At 63.0% G+C, this 16508-nt stretch carries 22 protein-coding genes; 10 read left to right on the forward strand and 12 right to left on the reverse strand.

Annotated features, from left to right (window positions below; translation table 11 throughout):
- Window positions 1-13 precede the first annotated feature (13 nt).
- The 3 genes from BUB78_RS02895 to BUB78_RS02905 are packed head-to-tail and all read right to left on the reverse strand — an operon-like array spanning window position 14 to window position 1856.
- The gene (locus BUB78_RS02895; RefSeq protein ID WP_073194876.1) at window positions 14-643 is read right to left on the reverse strand and encodes a TorD/DmsD family molecular chaperone; all 630 of its coding nucleotides are present in this window, start codon (window positions 641-643) and stop codon (window positions 14-16) included.
- Complete coding sequence (locus BUB78_RS02900) at window positions 640-1281, reverse strand: DUF3306 domain-containing protein (protein ID WP_073194878.1); 642 nt, start codon at window positions 1279-1281, stop codon at window positions 640-642. Before BUB78_RS02900 ends, BUB78_RS02895 begins: the two co-directional genes overlap by 4 nt.
- A complete protein-coding gene (locus BUB78_RS02905; protein WP_245813337.1) occupies window positions 1278-1856 on the reverse strand; it encodes a DUF3305 domain-containing protein in 579 nt (192 codons plus the stop codon). The genes BUB78_RS02900 and BUB78_RS02905 overlap by 4 nt, the downstream gene beginning before the upstream one ends.
- A gap of 353 nt (window positions 1857-2209) precedes the next feature.
- On the opposite strand from BUB78_RS02905, the gene BUB78_RS02915 reads away from it, so the two are divergent.
- A complete protein-coding gene (locus BUB78_RS02915; protein ID WP_073194882.1) occupies window positions 2210-4168 on the forward strand; it encodes a 4Fe-4S binding protein in 1959 nt (652 codons plus the stop codon).
- Here BUB78_RS02915 and BUB78_RS02920 read toward each other — a convergent pair.
- Window positions 4162-4932, reverse strand: a complete 771-nt coding sequence (locus BUB78_RS02920; RefSeq protein ID WP_073195216.1) for a hypothetical protein — start codon at window positions 4930-4932, stop codon at window positions 4162-4164. The genes BUB78_RS02915 and BUB78_RS02920 overlap by 7 nt on opposite strands.
- A gap of 63 nt (window positions 4933-4995) precedes the next feature.
- On the opposite strand from BUB78_RS02920, the gene BUB78_RS02925 reads away from it, so the two are divergent.
- From BUB78_RS02925 to BUB78_RS02940, 4 genes are read left to right on the forward strand one after another with little or no spacing between them, the layout of a single operon-like run.
- Complete coding sequence (locus tag BUB78_RS02925; RefSeq protein WP_073194884.1) at window positions 4996-5190, forward strand: DUF6494 family protein; 195 nt, start codon at window positions 4996-4998, stop codon at window positions 5188-5190.
- A gap of 1 nt (window position 5191) precedes the next feature.
- On the forward strand, window positions 5192-6256 hold the full coding sequence (locus tag BUB78_RS02930) for an Mrp/NBP35 family ATP-binding protein (RefSeq protein ID WP_073194886.1): 1065 nt from the start codon (window positions 5192-5194) through the stop codon (window positions 6254-6256).
- On the forward strand, window positions 6253-6960 hold the full coding sequence (locus BUB78_RS02935) for a biotin/lipoate--protein ligase family protein (RefSeq protein WP_073194887.1): 708 nt from the start codon (window positions 6253-6255) through the stop codon (window positions 6958-6960). Before BUB78_RS02930 ends, BUB78_RS02935 begins: the two co-directional genes overlap by 4 nt.
- Complete coding sequence (locus BUB78_RS02940; protein ID WP_073194889.1) at window positions 6957-7436, forward strand: DUF6505 family protein; 480 nt, start codon at window positions 6957-6959, stop codon at window positions 7434-7436. Before BUB78_RS02935 ends, BUB78_RS02940 begins: the two co-directional genes overlap by 4 nt.
- An 18-nt stretch (window positions 7437-7454) precedes the next feature.
- Here the strand turns inward: BUB78_RS02940 and BUB78_RS02945 are convergent, their stop codons facing one another.
- The 4 genes from BUB78_RS02945 to BUB78_RS02960 all read right to left on the reverse strand — a co-directional run bounded on the left by BUB78_RS02945 (window position 7455) and on the right by BUB78_RS02960 (window position 9656).
- Window positions 7455-7985 carry a periplasmic heavy metal sensor gene (locus tag BUB78_RS02945; RefSeq protein WP_073194890.1) on the reverse strand — a complete coding sequence of 177 codons (531 nt, stop codon included), beginning with the start codon at window positions 7983-7985 and terminating at the stop codon, window positions 7455-7457.
- Window positions 7985-8338 (reverse strand): hypothetical protein, encoded by a 354-nt coding sequence (locus tag BUB78_RS02950; RefSeq protein ID WP_073195217.1) that lies wholly within the window; start codon window positions 8336-8338, stop codon window positions 7985-7987. The genes BUB78_RS02945 and BUB78_RS02950 overlap by 1 nt, the downstream gene beginning before the upstream one ends.
- Window positions 8331-8909, reverse strand: coding sequence for an RNA polymerase sigma factor (locus tag BUB78_RS02955; RefSeq protein ID WP_073194892.1), 579 nt, complete (start codon window positions 8907-8909; stop codon window positions 8331-8333). Before BUB78_RS02955 ends, BUB78_RS02950 begins: the two co-directional genes overlap by 8 nt.
- 96 nt (window positions 8910-9005) lie before the next feature.
- On the reverse strand, window positions 9006-9656 hold the full coding sequence (locus BUB78_RS02960; RefSeq protein WP_073194894.1) for an EF-hand domain-containing protein: 651 nt from the start codon (window positions 9654-9656) through the stop codon (window positions 9006-9008).
- 242 nt (window positions 9657-9898) lie between these two features.
- Between BUB78_RS02960 and BUB78_RS02965 the strand changes: the two genes are divergently transcribed.
- Window positions 9899-10294 (forward strand): DUF983 domain-containing protein, encoded by a 396-nt coding sequence (locus tag BUB78_RS02965; protein WP_245813338.1) that lies wholly within the window; start codon window positions 9899-9901, stop codon window positions 10292-10294.
- A gap of 24 nt (window positions 10295-10318) precedes the next feature.
- Entirely contained in the window at window positions 10319-11023 is a 705-nt protein-coding gene (locus BUB78_RS02970; protein ID WP_073194896.1) for an NUDIX hydrolase, read from the forward strand.
- Here BUB78_RS02970 and BUB78_RS02975 read toward each other — a convergent pair.
- The 3 genes from BUB78_RS02975 to BUB78_RS02985 all read right to left on the reverse strand — a co-directional run bounded on the left by BUB78_RS02975 (window position 10998) and on the right by BUB78_RS02985 (window position 13105).
- Window positions 10998-11900 (reverse strand): DMT family transporter, encoded by a 903-nt coding sequence (locus BUB78_RS02975; protein WP_073195218.1) that lies wholly within the window; start codon window positions 11898-11900, stop codon window positions 10998-11000. The genes BUB78_RS02970 and BUB78_RS02975 overlap by 26 nt on opposite strands.
- Window positions 11901-12000: 100 nt before the next feature.
- Complete coding sequence (locus BUB78_RS02980; protein WP_073194897.1) at window positions 12001-12897, reverse strand: fatty acid desaturase; 897 nt, start codon at window positions 12895-12897, stop codon at window positions 12001-12003.
- Between the two features lies 1 nt (window position 12898).
- Entirely contained in the window at window positions 12899-13105 is a 207-nt protein-coding gene (locus tag BUB78_RS02985; RefSeq protein ID WP_073194898.1) for a DUF2061 domain-containing protein, read from the reverse strand.
- 109 nt (window positions 13106-13214) lie between these two features.
- Between BUB78_RS02985 and BUB78_RS02990 the strand changes: the two genes are divergently transcribed.
- Window positions 13215-14075, forward strand: a complete 861-nt coding sequence (locus BUB78_RS02990; RefSeq protein WP_073194899.1) for a helix-turn-helix domain-containing protein — start codon at window positions 13215-13217, stop codon at window positions 14073-14075.
- On the opposite strand, the gene BUB78_RS02995 is transcribed toward BUB78_RS02990, so the two are convergent.
- Window positions 14072-14977, reverse strand: coding sequence for a LysR family transcriptional regulator (locus BUB78_RS02995; protein ID WP_073194901.1), 906 nt, complete (start codon window positions 14975-14977; stop codon window positions 14072-14074). The genes BUB78_RS02990 and BUB78_RS02995 overlap by 4 nt on opposite strands.
- Window positions 14978-15079: 102 nt before the next feature.
- Here BUB78_RS02995 and metF point away from each other — a divergent pair, with 102 nt between their 5' ends.
- Complete coding sequence (gene metF / locus BUB78_RS03000; RefSeq protein ID WP_073194903.1) at window positions 15080-15946, forward strand: methylenetetrahydrofolate reductase [NAD(P)H]; 867 nt, start codon at window positions 15080-15082, stop codon at window positions 15944-15946.
- Between the two features lie 62 nt (window positions 15947-16008).
- The gene (locus BUB78_RS03005) at window positions 16009-16500 is read left to right on the forward strand and encodes a PaaI family thioesterase (RefSeq protein ID WP_073194905.1); all 492 of its coding nucleotides are present in this window, start codon (window positions 16009-16011) and stop codon (window positions 16498-16500) included.
- Window positions 16501-16508 lie beyond the last annotated feature (8 nt).

Here is a 16508-nt window from a genome sequence, read left to right on the forward strand (position 1 = left end):
CCGGTTATGCGGGCTAGCCCGCGCTCATCCGGAAGCCCTGCGCCTCGATATCCATGTAGACCCGACCGACAGCGCCGACCGAAGCATAGAAAACCGAATTGGTCGCTGCTTCCAAATCCGTGAAAAAGTGACCGGCCCAGGGGCCGATGTGCTTGCCGAAGAACTGTTTCTGATCGGCAAGGCTGGCGGGTTTGCCATAGCGCCCGGTGATCATCCCGGCCATCATCTCCATCAGGCTGGCGATGTTGTCTTCGGGTTCGTAAACGTTCTGGGCGCGCGTCATGCTGCGCGCGGCCATATCCCGGCGCAGCCCGGCCAACGGCTTTTCGTTGAGAAAGCCGGTCAGGTAGTAGCTTGCGTAGGGCAGCAATTCACCCCGGCCAAGACCGATGAACAACGCGTTGAACTCGCTTTCGACCGCGCGCGCCTTGCTGTGGCCCGCGATGCGCGCGAGCGCGCCAATCGCGGTGCCAAGGTCGGTGTCGCCGCCGCTCAGGCCCGCCGTCTGATCAAGCAGCTTCTGCTCGGGCGGACGCGACAGGATCACGCCAAGGTAGTCGTAAAGATCGGCGCGCAGGCGATCCTCTTCGGTGATCTCATGCGCGGGACTTGGGTTTTCCATCAGGGCCTCTTGGTTGGTCATACCGATGCTCCGGTCTGATCTTGAAATGCGAAACTCATACGACGGCGCGGCGGGGCCTCGTCGGCCTCTTGCGGGGCCGCCTCGGCTATCTGCCCGGTCGCGGTCGGCGCGTCGCCTGTCGCTGCGGTCTCTTCGGTCTCGTCCTCGGCCATGGCGACGGTCGCCTCGGGCTGTTCGTCCTCCAGAAGCTCTTCTTCCTCAAGCGGCGACTCTTCGGGCGGGTTTGCCTCAAGCTCGGCCTGACGGGCCATTTCCTCGACATGGGCGGTCATGCCCTTACCCACCTGATAGGCGGTCTGCATGTGCTCAAGCACCTTGGCCTTGTCGGTAAAATCTTCGCCGTAATCCAGCAGCCCGTCAAGGTTTGCCAGCGCCGGGTTCGACGTCCAAAGACGACGCAGCGCCGGACGGCGCAGCCGGTCCGGCACGGCCTTGGTCATGAAAGCGCGGAAATCATCCCCCGGCCCCATCGTATCGGGATCTGGCAATTGCAGCTCTTCCAGAAGCTCGGCATCAGTCTTTTCGGCCAATTCCGCATCGCGCGCGGCAAGGGCTTCGGCCTCGCTGGCGCGCGCCTCGGCCTCGGCTTCTGCCTCGACCTGCGCCTTGCGGCGCGACCAGAAATCCCCCCGGCTCAATGCACCCGTCCTTTGCGGACAGAGGCAGGGGCGCGGTAAACATCGCTCAGCTGGTGAATGCGCGGATCGCCGACACCATCCTCGACACGATTGACATCGGTCTTGTCGCGGCGGCGTTTCTTGAAGGTTTCTTCCTGATGATGCGCATCGACGAATTCGCGCACCCAGGCCACAAGCCCCTCGGGCATGGCGACTTTCTCGACGATCTCTTCGCCGGTGTCGGCGTAGTCCTGGGCCTCGAAGGGAGAGGCGGTGACCAGCACCACATGAAAAGGCTTGCTCGCCGCATCTGCGCCGACATTCTGGCGCATCACCACGTAGACCGAGGGCACCCGCGCCGAGATCCCCTGAAGGTAGGCCTCGGTTTCAGCGCCGTGCAAGTCCATCTGGGCGGTGGCCGCGTGGTAATCCACCGTGTCGCCGTCGCGACGCAGCTCGCGCCAATCCGCCGCGCCTGCGCCGGGCATGACCGAAACCGCGCGCCACGACCAAGCCGCCCAACGGGTCACGCCGGGTGCCCTTCGGATAACGACCCCGACGGGGATCGTGGCATAGGTCTTCGGATTGTAGATCACGCTTGGTTTTTCGTCCCTGGCTGTTTGCCTCCAGATTGGTGCAGATTTCTGACCACTCAAAGCGTTTTCTGTGTGCAATCGTCCACCAAGTGAAAAGACAGGACATTTTGGACCGAATTCCCGCACCTTAGGGATGAACACGGTCAGATTGACCGACCTGCCACTTTCGCCGCTTTGCAGCAATTGCGACAATGCGGCCATCGAAAACGAATCACCTGCCCCCGACCTGGGCCGTTGCGCCGGGTTGGCGCGATTGGAATTGCTGTTTACGACGGGGTCGAATCATGCCTACTCTGACGCCGCACTGACGCAACCAACGTTCTTCTCAACATCGCGAAAACACTGGGGTAAAAATGCCTAAGCAATTGATTTTGTGCGACTGTTCCGGCACTCAAACGCTGGATGGTGACGCCCTTGCACAGGCCACCGGTCTTGGCTGTTCGCGGGTGCATTCCGCGCTCTGCACCGATGAAATCGGGCTTGCCGCCAAGGCCATCGAGGGCGGTGACGCAATTATTTGTTGCCGTCAGGAACAGCGGATTTTCGAAGAACTGGCCGCCGATATCGGGGCCGCTGAACCGGCCTTTGCCGACCTGCGTGACCGGGCCGGCTGGAGCGATGACAGCGCCTCGAAACTACCCAAAATGGCCGCGCTTTTGGCCGAGGCCAGCCTTCCGGCGCCGCGCGAAAAGACATTGGATGTGATTTCAGAGGGTCTTTGCCTGATCATCGGCGGCTCTGACGTGGTGCTTGCGGCCGCCGAAAAACTGGCGCCCCTGCTCGGCGTCACGGTGCTTTTGACCGATGATTGCGCCCCGCCAGAGGCCCGCGATTTCGATGCGATCCGAGGCCGCATTTCCCATGCCAAGGGCGCGCTCGGGCACTTCGAGTTGACGATTGACGCGCTGCAACAGGTCAACCCGGCGGGCCGTGGCGCGCTTGGTTGGGGGGCGCCGCGCGATGGCGGTCAGACCGCCTGCGACGTGATCCTTGACCTGACCGGCGCCACGCCGATGTTCCCGGCGCCGCAAAAGCGCGAAGGCTATCTGCGCGCCGATCCCGGCAGCATAACGGCCGTCTCGGACGCGGTTTTCGAGGCCGCGCAAATGATCGGCACCTTTGAAAAGCCGCTTTACGTCGCGCTTGAACCGCTGATCTGCGCCCATAGCCGCGCCGAGCAGACCGGGTGCAGCAAATGCCTTGATATCTGTCCGACCGGGGCGATCCTGCCGATGGGCGAGCATGTGACCATCGACCCGATGATCTGTGCCGGCTGCGGGGCGTGCGCCGCGCGTTGTCCGTCGGGCGCAATCACCTATGATGCGCCCTCGCCCGACGTCACCTTTCGCCGTATTCAGACGCTGGCCTCGGCCTATCGCAAGGCGGGCGGCGACGCGCCGCGCCTGTTGGTCTGTGACCACGATCACGGCGGCCAGATGATCAGCCTTGCGGCCCGTCACGGGCGCGGATTGCCCGCCGATGTGATCCCGCTTGAGGTCGAGGCCCTGTCGGGCTTTGGCCATGCGGAAATTCTGGCGGCGCTTGCCTCGGGCTTTGCCGAGGTGGCCATCCTTGTGTCGCCGCGCACCGAGCGCGACGCGCTTGACCTTGAAATTCCGCTGGCGCAGGCGATGGCCGGTGCGGGCCGTGTGACCCTTCTGGACCTGAGCGATCCCGATGCTCTGTGCGACGCGCTTTATGATGCGGGCGAGACACCTGCGCCCTGCGCCGATCCGATCCTGCCGATGGGGAGCCGCCGACAGGTGGCGCGCATTGCGGCCAAGACTCTCACGCCCGGCGATGAGGTCCTGCCCCTGCCCGAGGCCGCCCCCTATGGCGCGGTTCTGGTCAATACCGAGAGCTGTACGCTCTGCCTGAGCTGTGTGTCGCTCTGCCCGTCGGGGGCCTTGCTTGACAACCCCGACATGCCGCAGCTGCGCTTTCAGGAAGATGCCTGCCTGCAATGCGGGATCTGCGCCACGATCTGTCCGGAACAGGCGATCACGCTGGAACCACGCATGAACCTTGGGGATTCTGCCCTGACGCAGGTCGTGCTGAACGAGGAAGAGCCGTTTGCCTGCATCGAATGCGGTGCCTTGTTCGGGGTGAAATCGACCGTCGAAAAGGTGGTTGAAAAGCTGGCCGGCAAGCATTCGATGTTCGCCACCTCGGACACCGCCAAGATGATCCAGATGTGCGATGGCTGCCGGATCAACGCCCAGTATCATTCAAAGAACAACCCCTTCGCCGGGGCCGAACGCCCCGCCGTGCGCACCACCGAGGATTACCTCAGCAAGCGCAAGGATCACTGATGCCTGATCGGCGCGCCAAGATCGGCCGGGGCAACCCCCGAGACATAGGCCATGATGGCCTCGAGATCATCAAGCGTGATCTCGACCGGCACGATTGGCGGCGGAAGGTGATCGGCGAACGGTTCGGTGATCTCTGCGACCTGGGTAAAGGCCGGGTGCGGGTTAAGCGCGAAAAAGCCCTGAAACCGGGCGCCCCAATCGGGCAGCGCGCGCAGCACCGCGAACGACGGGGTCGAGCCGATGGCGTTCATCCGGTTCTCTTCCGAGACAACATGACAACGCCCGCAATGGCGCAGCGACAGGCCCTTGCCAGCCACCGCGTCGCCCTCGAACACAAGCGCAACCTCGACCTTGTCCTCTGCCTCTGGCAGGGTGAAGGGCGCGCGCCCGTCGACCTCAAAACTCGTCAGGGTGCGCTGTCCGATCTCGGAGGTCAGCCAATCGGCAAACCGCGCCGCGCCCGCATGGGTGCCGCGCAGACGCATCCGCCATGTCGCGCCCTCGCCGATGAAAACCGCGCGCCCCTCGGTTTTGCCAAACGCCACCTCGGCTTCGCCATCGCCGGTCACGATCTCTATCCGCACGCCGGTCTTGAGCGAAAAGCGCGGGCGCAGGTAATCAAGCAACCCGCTGGCGATCAGGGCCTCGGGTGCGCTCAGGCGAAACAGCCGCTCGTCGGCCGTCGCGCTCACCGGCAAGAGCACCGCCAGACAGAAAATGATCATCCGCAACACACGGTTCGGGCTTGGGTTCCATCCTTGCATGCCCCACGTTAGAAACAGCCGCATGTCTGCGTCAACCATCTTGAACACCAAACGGAGAGACACATGAGCGAAGATTTCAACATGTCGATGCGCAAATTCCTCAAACAGGTCGGCGTGACCTCGCAGCAGGCCATCGAAGAGGGCATCCGCCGCGCGGGCGACACGTCCGGGCGCGAGTTCAGCGCCAAGGTTGTCCTTACCGTGGACGGGCTCGATATCGAGCATGTGGTCACCGGTACGATCAAGGGGCAAAACTGAGGTGGCCCTTTCCCGCGACAGCGTTCTGGACGCATTGAAACAAATCACCGATCCGGTCAGCGGCTCTGATATCGTCTCGGCGGGGGTCACCCGCGGGCTGAATGTCGAGGGTGGCACGGTGCGCTTCGTTCTTGAAATCGACCCGGCCAAGGCCGAGGCCTATGGCCCGGTGCGCGACGCCGCAGAGGCCGCCGTGCGCGCGCTTGACGGTGTCACCGAGGTCTCGGTCGTTCTGACCGGGCATTCCGCCAAGGCGCCGCCCGATCTCAAACCCAACCGCAAGGCCGAGCCCAAGGGCCCAGAAAAGGTGCCCGGTGTCAATCACCTGATCGCCATTGCCAGCGGCAAGGGCGGTGTCGGCAAATCCACCGTTTCGGCCAACCTCGCCTGTGCGCTCGCCGCCGAAGGGCGTCGCGTCGGGCTTTTGGATGCTGATGTCTATGGGCCAAGCCAGCCACGCATGCTTGGCGTGTCCGGTCGCCCGTCAAGCCCGGATGGCAAGACCATCCTGCCGATGCGCAATCACGGCGTCACGATGATGTCGATCGGCCTGATGACCAACGAAGGTCAGGCGGTTGTCTGGCGCGGTCCGATGTTGATGGGCGCGCTGCAACAGATGCTGATGCAGGTGCAATGGGGCGCTTTGGATTGCCTCTTGGTGGATTTGCCGCCCGGCACCGGCGACGTGCAGATGACCCTTGCGCAAAAGGCGCAGGTCGACGGCGCGATCATCGTCTCGACCCCGCAGGACATCGCCCTTCTGGATGCGCGCAAGGGCATCGACATGTTCAACCAGCTTAACGTGCCGGTTCTGGGCATGATCGAGAACATGTCGACGCATATCTGTTCGCAGTGCGGCCATGAAGAGCATGTGTTCGGGCATGGCGGCGTTGCGGCCGAGGCCGAAAAGCTTGGCGTGCCCTTGATGGCGGAAATCCCGCTGCATATGGATATCCGGATGGCGGCGGACGGGGGCGCGCCGATCGTGGTCTCCAAACCCGACAGCCCGCAGGCGCAGGCGTTCCGCGATATCGCGCGGCAACTGATCGATGCAGGCGTCGCATGAGCACGCCCGCCTTTCCACCGCTCATGTCGGGGCTGGCGGTGAGCGGGGCCATTGATCCGTTCGAGAAGGCCTGCGCCATGGCCAGCCTTGGCTGTGACGCGGGGCTTATCGTGCATAACATCACCGCCAACCGGCTTTTGGCGGCTTTGGTCATGGCCCCCGAGGTACCGCTTGAAGAGGCGATGGCGATGCTTCCGGCATGTGGTGTGGGCTTTCAGAACGCGCTTGGCGCCCTGGCCCCGCCCGAGGTTGCCGTGCATCTGGAATGGCCGGGCGGTATCCGCATCAACGGCGCCGCCTGTGGGCATTTTCGGGTGGCGGCGGGCGGCTCTGACCCGGCGGCCCTGCCCGGCTGGCTGGTGGTGGGGATCGACCTGCCGCTGATGCAGATCAATGAGCGCCCCGGCGACCGGCCCGATCAGACCGCGCTTTATGACGAGGGCTGTGCCGAGGTTGATCCTGTTGCCCTGCTGGAAAGCTGGGCGCGTCATACGCTCGTCTGGATCAACCGCTGGGAAGAAGACGGCGGCAAGGATCTGCATTCCGAATGGCGCCCGCTCGCCCATGACATGGGCGAGGATGTGCGCCAGAACGGCATCGCGGGCAAATTCCTCGGCGTCGACGAGCGCTTTGGCATGCTGTTGCGCGACAATGACACCACCCACCTTATACCCCTCAGCACCTTGTTGGAGTCACCGCAATGAAACTTGCCCGTGCCATCCATTTCGACGAAAGCGATCAACGCGTCTATCACAGCCCGGCGCGCACCGGTGAATGGTGTGTGCCCGGCGGCTTCGAGTTTTCCAACTGGAGCGAGGCCGACCTTACCGGCAAGGCGCGACAGGCCTTTGCCAATGGCTGGCTTGGGGTGGAAACCTTTGGCCGCGTGACCTTTGTCGCCGTGACCCAGATCGAGCAGGCCGAGATCGACACGCTGGCGCGCGCCCTTGCCCAGCATTTTGTCGATGTCTACGGCGCGCCCGACGCCGAGGCCGCCCTGCCCGTGGCCGTCGAGGAGATCATGCAGATGGTCGAGCTTTGCGAAGAGCACGCCGCCAACACCCTGTTGACGGTGGCGCGCGATCTGACCGACGCGGGGGTGCGCGAAAGCTTTCGCGCAATCGAGCCGCAGGATGCCGGAATCGAGCAATTCGCGATCCACGGCGCGCTTGACGAATAGACCAGAGACCGGCGCCGGTCAGTCCCGGTCGCCGCTCCTTTCGGCCCGCCGGGCGCGATACTCGTCAATCCGCGCCTCAAGGCGATCGGCATAGGCGGCCCGCTCGGCGTTGCTCATCGTGGCAAGGTGGTCGAGCAAAAGCCGCTGACCCAGCTCAAGGCGGTCACGAAACCCTTCGCGCTGCTCGCTCATCCGCGCCGCAACGGTGGCAGGGTCAAACGGCACCGCGCGCAGATCCGCCACAAGCGCATCAAAACCGGCACGTTGCGCCGCGCGGGTGCGCCCGCCATCGCGATAGGCACTGCGCATCTTTTCACCGATCTCGCGGCGATCCTCGTCACTCAGCGCGCGGGTCAAAGGTCCGCCCGCCATGTCAAGCCTCGAGGGGTGATGCCCGCCATGTGTGCCGCCGTGGCGCAAGGCCCAACTGCCGATCACGCCGACCACCAAAAGGTTGAATGCCAGCGACACCACCAAAAGGCCACGCACCCAAGGGCCGAGCCGGGGCACGGGCTTGTCGCCGGTGGTATTCTCCGTTCCCATCGCCATCAGAATTCTCCCCCAGCAAGATCAAACGCCAATTCCGGCGCAACATCAATGAGATAGGCGCTCTCGCCCGCGCCATCCAAAATCCCCTCCGGCAGGCTGATGCCAAGCCAGACCCCGGCCATCGCCGCCGTCGCAAGCCCGGTCACCGCGGGCCATCCGCCAAGCAGGCGATAGAGCCGGGTCGAGAGGGTGCTGCGGCGGGTCGGGTGCGGCGCGGGCCTGCGGGCGAGGGCCTGAACCGCCTGCGCGTCCTCGTCGATCCGGGCCAAGAGGGCCACAGAGGGCTCCGCGCCATGCCTGCGCGCGGCGTCAAAGAACACCTCAAGCCCCGGCATATCGTCTTTGTCACTCATCGCCATATCCCAATTCCTCTTGTCGCCCTGCAAGGGCCGCCGTCAGCGCGCGTTTGCCCCGCGCCGTCAGGCTTTCCACCGCTTCGGTGGTGATGTCCATGATCTCGGCAATCTCTGGGTTCGCCAGCCCTTCGATGTGACGCAACACAACCGCCTGTCGCTGCCGGTCCGGCAATTGGTCAAGGGCGGTCTGGAGCGCCTCGGCGCGGGCCTCGGCCTGCATGTGATCGGTGACACTTGCGCGGCCATCCTCGGGCTCTGGAATGCTGTCCAATGCAACGCCCCGCGCACGCCGACGCAGATCAATGCAAAGGTTCGCCACCACCCGGTACAGCCAGGTCGTGACCTTGGCCTCGCCCTGACGCCACTCCGGCGCGATCTTCCACAGGCGCAGCATGGCCTCCTGCGTGACATCCTCGGCCTCGGCGTGATTGCCAAGCAGACGATAGGCATGCCCCATAACGCGCGGCGTCAGACGCGCGGTCAGCGCACGCGCGGCCGACGCGTTGCCATTGGCAAACAAGACCAGCAAAATCTCGTCCGGCTCATCACTCATGGTGTCCAGCGGCATGTCCGTGTTCCATAGGTATCATACTGCACAGGAGGCGGCCCCCTCCACAAGGCCGACAGCGGTTTAACGCTGTCGGCACGCCACCTTGATCAAAGATCAGTGGTGATCATGATGACTGTGGTGATGGTGGCCATGGTGGTGATCGTCATGGTCATGATGTCCGACGTCGCGGTGATGCCCTTTGCCATGGCCGTCATACCCGCACCCTTCATACCCGCGCCCTTTGGCGCCATGATGGCCCCTGCCATGCTCGCCATGCATCCCGGCATAGCGACCGGACCCGTCTTTTTGACGCGCGCCTTTGTGCATCTTGCCGATATCGGCGAATTCCTCGGCGGAAATCGTGCCATCGCCATCGCTGTCGTGCATCTCGAACATGCGGCCCATCCGGCCCGCCTGCATCTCATCCATGGAGATCTTGCCATCCTTGTCGGTGTCGCGGCTCTCCATCATCGCATGTGCCCTTGCGGCCATCCGTTCGGCCATGCGGGCCTGCATGCGGGCGGTCATTTCTTCGGCGGAAATCGCGCCGTCGCCATCAGTATCGGCGGCCATGAACCGCTCTTGCGCGCGGGTCTGCATTTCTTCCTGCGTGACCTTGCCGTCGCCGTCTGCATCCAGCTCTTCAAAATCAAAGCCGGGGCCATGGCGCATGCCGCCCTGTCCCATTTGCTGAGCCATCACAGAGGTCGATGTCGCCGCAATCACGGCGGCAAGTATGCCTGAAGCCAAAATTGGTCTTTTCATTTTTTCTCTCCATCAAAGTGATCGTGTGTGGGTCTTAGGAACCGGGCCGGTATCGGCCAATCCTGAAACTGATACGCAACCCGCTGCGGTTTCCGTCGTGCCTTGTGTGGATTTTTTCGCAGACCGCCTTCTGCGCGTGTCTCACCTTTAGATCCCGGCTTTGCGACATGGCGACGCAAGGACGCCCTGACCCCTTTATTCGCGGCGCAATCTGCACCAGTTTGCCCAGATCAATTTCGGGGATGACCATGACCTATCAGACCGCCATCAGCACAGACCGCGCCCTCTGGCCCGCGCTTCGCAGAGGCTTTCGCCGGAAATGCCCGAATTGTGGCAATGGTCCGCTGCTGAAAAGCTATCTCAAGGTGCGTGACACCTGCACGGTCTGTCGCGAAGACTTTAGCCACAACCGCGCCGACGACGGGCCGGCCTACCTTACGATTCTGATCGTGGGTCACCTGATGGCGCCGCTTTTGCACATCGCATTCGTGCAATTTCGCCCCGAGCCGCTTGTGCTGTTCACGATATTCGCTATTGGCACCATCACCCTGTCGCTTTACCTTTTGCCGCGACTGAAAGGGGCGATTGTTGCTTTCCAATGGGCCCGGCTGATGCATGGGTTCGGAGGTGACCACTGATCCTTTGCCGCAGAAAGGGCCAGTATGACCAGCACGACACCGGATAAATCCGCCATTCGCAATGCCGCAACCGTCATCGCGTTGCGCGACCGCATGGGCGATCCGCATGTCCTTATGGGACAGCGCGGCGCGCAGGCCGCGTTCATGCCCAACAAATTCGTCTTTCCCGGCGGGGCGGTCGATACCGCCGATGCAGAGGTGCCGCTGGCGCGTGCCCTGCCCGCGATCTGCGCCGAGCGTTTGCTGGAAGACAGCAAAGAGGATCTCGCCCACGCGCTTGCCGCCGCCGCGATCCGTGAGCTTTGGGAGGAAACCGGCTTGATCCTCGGGCAACCCGGTGACTGGCCGGACGAGGTGCCCGCCGATTGGGAGGGATTTGCCGCACGCGGTCATGTGCCGGTGGCGCACCCGCTACAATTCGTGTTTCGCGCCATTACGCCGCCGGGGCGGCCGCGCCGGTTTGATGCGCGGTTCTTCCTTGTCGATGCCGGTGACATCGCAGGCGATCTTGATGATTTCTCCGAGGCCTGCGACGAGCTTTCGCATCTGCAATGGGTGCCGCTGCGCGATGCGCGCAAGTTCGACCTGCCGTTTATTACCGAGGTGGTTCTGGCCGAGGTTTCTGCCCGCGCCCATGATCCCGCACCGCCTGAATCGGTGCCGTTCTTTCGCAATGACGATGAAGAAAGCCTGTTCCTGCGGCTTAACGGAACGCAACCACCGCAATAACCGACAGGGTCACCAGCGCGATACCAAGCGCCTCTCGCCGGGTGATTTTCTCGCCAAAGAACAGCACCGAGGCGGCGAGAGAAAAGATCACCTCGACCTGACCCACGGCAAAGACATAGGCCGCGTTTTCAAGGGTGAAGGCGGTGAACCACAACAGGCTGCCCATCATGCCCGCGACGCCGATCCAGACCGCGCTGCGCCAGGCAGCCGCTACGCGCCTGACCTGCCCCGGCTCGCGCCAGATCAACCAGGCACCAAGCGCAAAGGTCTGCGCCAGCGTGACCACCGCCAGGGTGACCCCGGCACGCAACAGCGGGTCCTGGCTTGCGATTTCAAGCGTGGCGCCGCGATAGCCGACGGCGGAAATGGCGAAAAATGCCCCCGAGGCCAGCCCCAGAAACGCCGCCCGGTTCGCGATCCGGCGCAACCAGCGCCGCTCAAGGCCCGGCGTGTCCGACAGGATCAAGACGCCGACAAGCCCCAACACGATCGCGCCGAGACCAAGCGCCGAAATACGGTCGCCAAGCACGATCAGGCCGACGATTGCGGTCTGCACCACTTCGGTTTTCTTGAAGGTGATCCCCACGGCGAAATTGCGCTCGGCAAACAGCGCCACAACGCACCATGTCGCCAGGATCTGCGTCAGCCCGCCGGTCATCGCATATAGCCAGAACAGCAGCGAAAACCCCGGCAGCGGCGCCCCGGTCAGCGCAAGATAGCCAAGGGTCAGGGCCACCACCAAAGGCGCCGAATAGAAAAACCGAGCGAGCGTCGCCCCGCCAGCCGTAAGCGCCCCCATGCTGAGGCGTTTTTGTAGCATGAAGCGCAAGGTCTGAAACGCTGCCGCCGCTACGGAAAGGAGTATCCAGGCTTCCATCAGCTCGTCTTGCCCCGGATTCACCGCAATGACCAGCGCCCAAGATTTTTCGCAGGAAAATCTTATCCCAAAAATATTCGACGAATGTTTTTGTCCGGCCTTACCCGCGGCGCCATGGCCAGAGCGGATGGGGAACCGGATCTTTGGCGCGCCAGAAGTGTCGGCGGAATATCTGGGCGTAAGAGCGATAGACGTATCCCTCATTGCGCGCGTGGTACTGCGCCCGGTTCTTCGCATAAAGGTCCGGCAATTCATACCACGCCGCATTCGGGTGCGTGTGATGCACCACATGCAGGTTATTGTTCAAAAAGATCCACGCCAATGGCCCGCGATCCTCAACAATCACAGTGCGCGCGCTGGCCCGATCCACGGCGCGATGCTCCAGGAAGGTTCGAATTTTAAGGATCGACAGCCCCAGGTAAGCAGCCACCAGATAGGCCCAGAGCGGCATCGCCGACACGCCGACCCAGAGCAACACAAGCACCACCGCCGGAATATGCCAGAGCCAGCCGCGCAGGACCGCACCGTCACCGGCCCGGATCGCGCGCCAATCGGCGGCCATGAACGACACTTGACCGACCAGCGGACCGATGATCATCCGCCCCGCAAGCGTGTTGTTGGCCCGCAACACCGCCTGCATCCATCGCGGCACCCTTTGCCAAAGGGCCGGGTCAAGATAGTTCGTTTCCGGATCATCGTAAGGATCTGTCAGCACCGCATCCCGGTGATGCGCCAGATGGGTATCGCGGAACCTCTGATAGGGGATCAGCAGGCTTAACGCCGGAAAAACGAGCGCCTCATTCAAACGGCGCGCGCGAAACGGGTGACCATGAAGAACCTCGTGGCTAAGCGAAGAATGAAGCGCGATGCAAAGCCCGCATAGCCCCACCCCAAGGGGCAGCCAAAGCGCCGCAACCAAGGTGGTGCCAATCGCCCAACCCCCATAGCAAAGCAGTAGCAAGGCCAGCGTCGGCCACTCCACCGCCGCGCGGTACATCTTACTCAAGGCAGCGCCCCCAGTGGATGCGCGTCCACAGACGTTCGTACAGGAAATAGCTGCTTAGCCCGATTGCGGAGTTGATCGCGGCCATCATGCCCCCTGCGGTGAATGACCCGGTGAAGATCACCCCGACCAGGGCCATCACGGCCAAGCCGATCAGGTTCCAGATCACTGCCTTTACGACCGTGCGCTTGCGTGTCTCCATAAGCGGGCCTTTCCTTTTCAAACCCTGCGCCAAAGTTGTTCCCATTTGGTCAGGCTGACCAGTTCGGATATGGTTAACAAATCTCTGCAACTGTGATTATAATTACCGTATGAATGAAAAAATCGACAAACGCCTGCGCGCCGACCTGTTTCGCACCCGTCTGGGCGAGGCGATGCGCCTGCGTCAGAGCAACCAAAGCGCGCTTGCCCGCGCCATCGGGGTGGATCGCTCGACGATCTCGCAATTGCTCAAGGGGCCTTCGGCGCGGCTTCCCAATGCCCAGGTGGTTGGCGAATGCGCCAGCGCGCTCGGGGTCTCGGCCGATTGGCTTTTGGGGCTGACCGACCGGCCCGAAACCACCGCCGACATGCTGGCCAATACGCTCTCGCTGACCGAGGCGCCACGCGCGCTTGTGGATGAGCAGATATTTCAGTGGCACAAGGAAGCCGCCGGCTACAAGATCCGCCATGTGCCCGCCGGTCTGCCGGATATGCTCAAGACCCGCGCCATGCTGGAATGGGAGTACGCCCCGCACCTGGGGCGCAGCACCGATCAGGCGATCGGCGCCTCCGAGGATCGCATGGCCTGGATGCGCGCCGCGCGCTCGGATTACGAAATTGCCCTGCCGATACACGAGCTTGAAAGCTTTGCCCGCGCCGAGGGCTATTACCGCGATCTGCCGCTTGATCTGCGGCGCGCGCAGCTTGATCACCTGATCGCGGTCACGACCCAGCTTTACCCAAGTCTGCGGCTCTATCTGTTTGACGCGCGCCGGGTCTATTCGGCGCCGGTCACCATTCTGGGCCCGCTTCTGGCGGTGATCTATATCGGACGCAATTACATGGTGTTTCGCGACAGCGAACGGGTGCAGGCGCTGACACTGCATTTTGACCACCTGCTGCGCGAGGCCGACATCGCCGCCCGCGCCCTGCCCGGGCGGCTTGCAGAGTTGCGCGCAGCGCTTGGTTAACCGCGCTGCAACCGCACCGGGATTTCGCGCGCCAAGCGCAACAGATGCGCCATATAGGGTTTGTCGGCGTCATCCTCGCGGATTGCGGCGTAAAGGCGCTTGGTCACGCCATTCTTGGTCAGGGGCCGGGTCACGTAATCGGTGCTTGTCTTGACCTCGCGCACCACCCAATCGGGCAATACCGCAACCCCGCGGTTGGAGGCGACCAAGAGCAGGATCACCGCCGTCAGCTCGACCTGGCGAATGCTGCGCGGTTCGACCTTGGCGGGGGTCAGAAGCTCTGTGAACACATCGAGACGCGAGCGATCAACCGGATAGGTGATCAGCACCTCATCGCGAAAGTCCGCCGCCTCGACATAGGGCTTTTGCGCCAGCGGGTGCTGGCTTGAGGCGACGAAAACCGGCTCGTAATCAAACAGCGGCTTGAAGATGATCCCCGGCAGATCCTCGGGGTCGGACGACACCACAAGATCGACCTCTTCCTTTTGCAGGGCCGGCAAGGCATCAAAGGCAAGGCCGGGGCGGATATCGACATCGACCTCGCCCCAGGTCTTGCGGAAGGCTTCCAGCACCGGAAAAAGCCACTCGAAACAGGCGTGGCATTCGATGGCGATATGAAGCCGCCCGGCGCTGCCTTCGCGCAGGCCCTCGAATTCGGCTTCAAGCGCCTCGATCTCGGGCAGAATCTTTTCGGCCACCCGCAACAGGCGATGCCCCGCAGCCGACAGGCGCAACGGCTTGGAACGACGCACAAAAAGCTCGACCCCGGCCTGATCTTCAAGGCCCTTGATCTGATGGCTCAGCGCCGATTGAGTGATGTGCAGCTGATCCGCCGCCTTGGCCAAACCACCGGCCTGATGAATGGCGCGGATGGTCTTGAGATGCCGAAACTCGATATGCATATATTAGCGAACCTCATTCAAACCATGAATTTTATGAAGTTGTCTCACAAAGCGCATCCTGCAACAAGAGGACAACACGAAACCCCGAGTAGGATTAGCGCAATGAAAACGCCCCGTATTTCGTTTGAATTCTTCCCCCCCAAGTCGCTCGAGGCTTCTTTTCGCCTGTGGGACACGGTCCAGACCCTCGCCCCGCTTGAGCCGCGCTTTGTGTCGGTCACCTACGGCGCGGGTGGCACCACCCGCGAGCTGACCCGCGACGCGGTGGGCACTCTGCACAAGGCGACCGGCCTTAACGTGGCCGCGCATCTGACCTGCGTTGACGCAAGCCGCGAGGAAACCCTTGAGATCGCAGATCAATTCGCCGACGCTGGCGTGACCGAGATTGTCGCCCTGCGTGGCGATCCGCCCAAAGGCGCCGCTGGCTTTGCCCCGCATCCGCAGGGGTTTGGCAATAGCTGCGAGCTCATTTCGGCCCTCGCCGACACCGGCAAATTCATCATCCGCGTTGGGGCCTATCCCGAGAAACATCCCGAGGCCACCAGCCAGCAAGCCGATATCGACTGGCTCAAGCGCAAGTTTGACGCCGGCGCCAGCGAGGCGATCACCCAGTTCTTCTTTGAGGCCGAGACGTTTTTCCGCTTCCGCGATGCCTGTGCCAAGGCGGGAATCAATGCGTCGATCATCCCCGGCATCCTGCCGGTTGAAAACTGGACCGGGACACGCAAGTTTGCCGCGGCCTGTGGCACGCAGGTGCCCGCATGGCTTGATGATGCCTTTGGCAAGGCCATTCGCGACGACCGTCACGACCTTTTGGCAACCGCTCTTGCGACCGAGCTTTGCAGCGATCTCATCGAAGGCGGCGCGGAAGACTTGCACTTCTATACGCTCAACCGTCCCGAGTTGACGCGCGACGTATGCCATGCGCTTGGCGTCACGCCCAAGGTGGAACTGCGCCACGTGGCATAAGCCGCTTGCACGCGCCTATCGGCCCCGCCTACCTTGCGACAAAGGATCAGGAGGGGCCGAAAATGGCAGTGCGGCGCGCCACATCACTTGACGATCTGCCCGACCGGACCGACCTGATGTCGCGGTCGGGCCTAGAGTTCATGCAGGACATGATCGCAGGTCGGCTTGCCGGGCCGCCCATCGGGGCGACGCTCGGCTTCTGGCCGGTGCTGGCCGAAGACGGGCGGGTGGTGTTCGAGGGCGCGGCGGGTTTTGACGTGACCAACCCGATGCGCGGTGTGCATGGCGGCTGGTTCGGGGCGATCCTCGATAGCTGCATGGGCTGCGCGGTGATGACCCGACTGGCGCGCGGCGAGGTCTATACCACGTTGGAATACAAGGTGAATATTACTCGCGCCCTGCCGCTAGGCACAATGGTGCGCGCAATTGGGACGGTGGACCATTCGGGCCGCTCGACCGGTGTGGCCTCGGGCGAACTGCGCGGGGTCGACGACGACCGCGTCTATGCAACCGGTTCGACCACCTGTATCATCATGCGCCCTGACCCCGAGTAGCCACACTC

The sequence above is a fragment of the Roseovarius marisflavi genome (assembly GCF_900142625.1).
GTDB classification, from domain to species: Bacteria; Pseudomonadota; Alphaproteobacteria; order Rhodobacterales; family Rhodobacteraceae; genus Roseovarius; species Roseovarius marisflavi.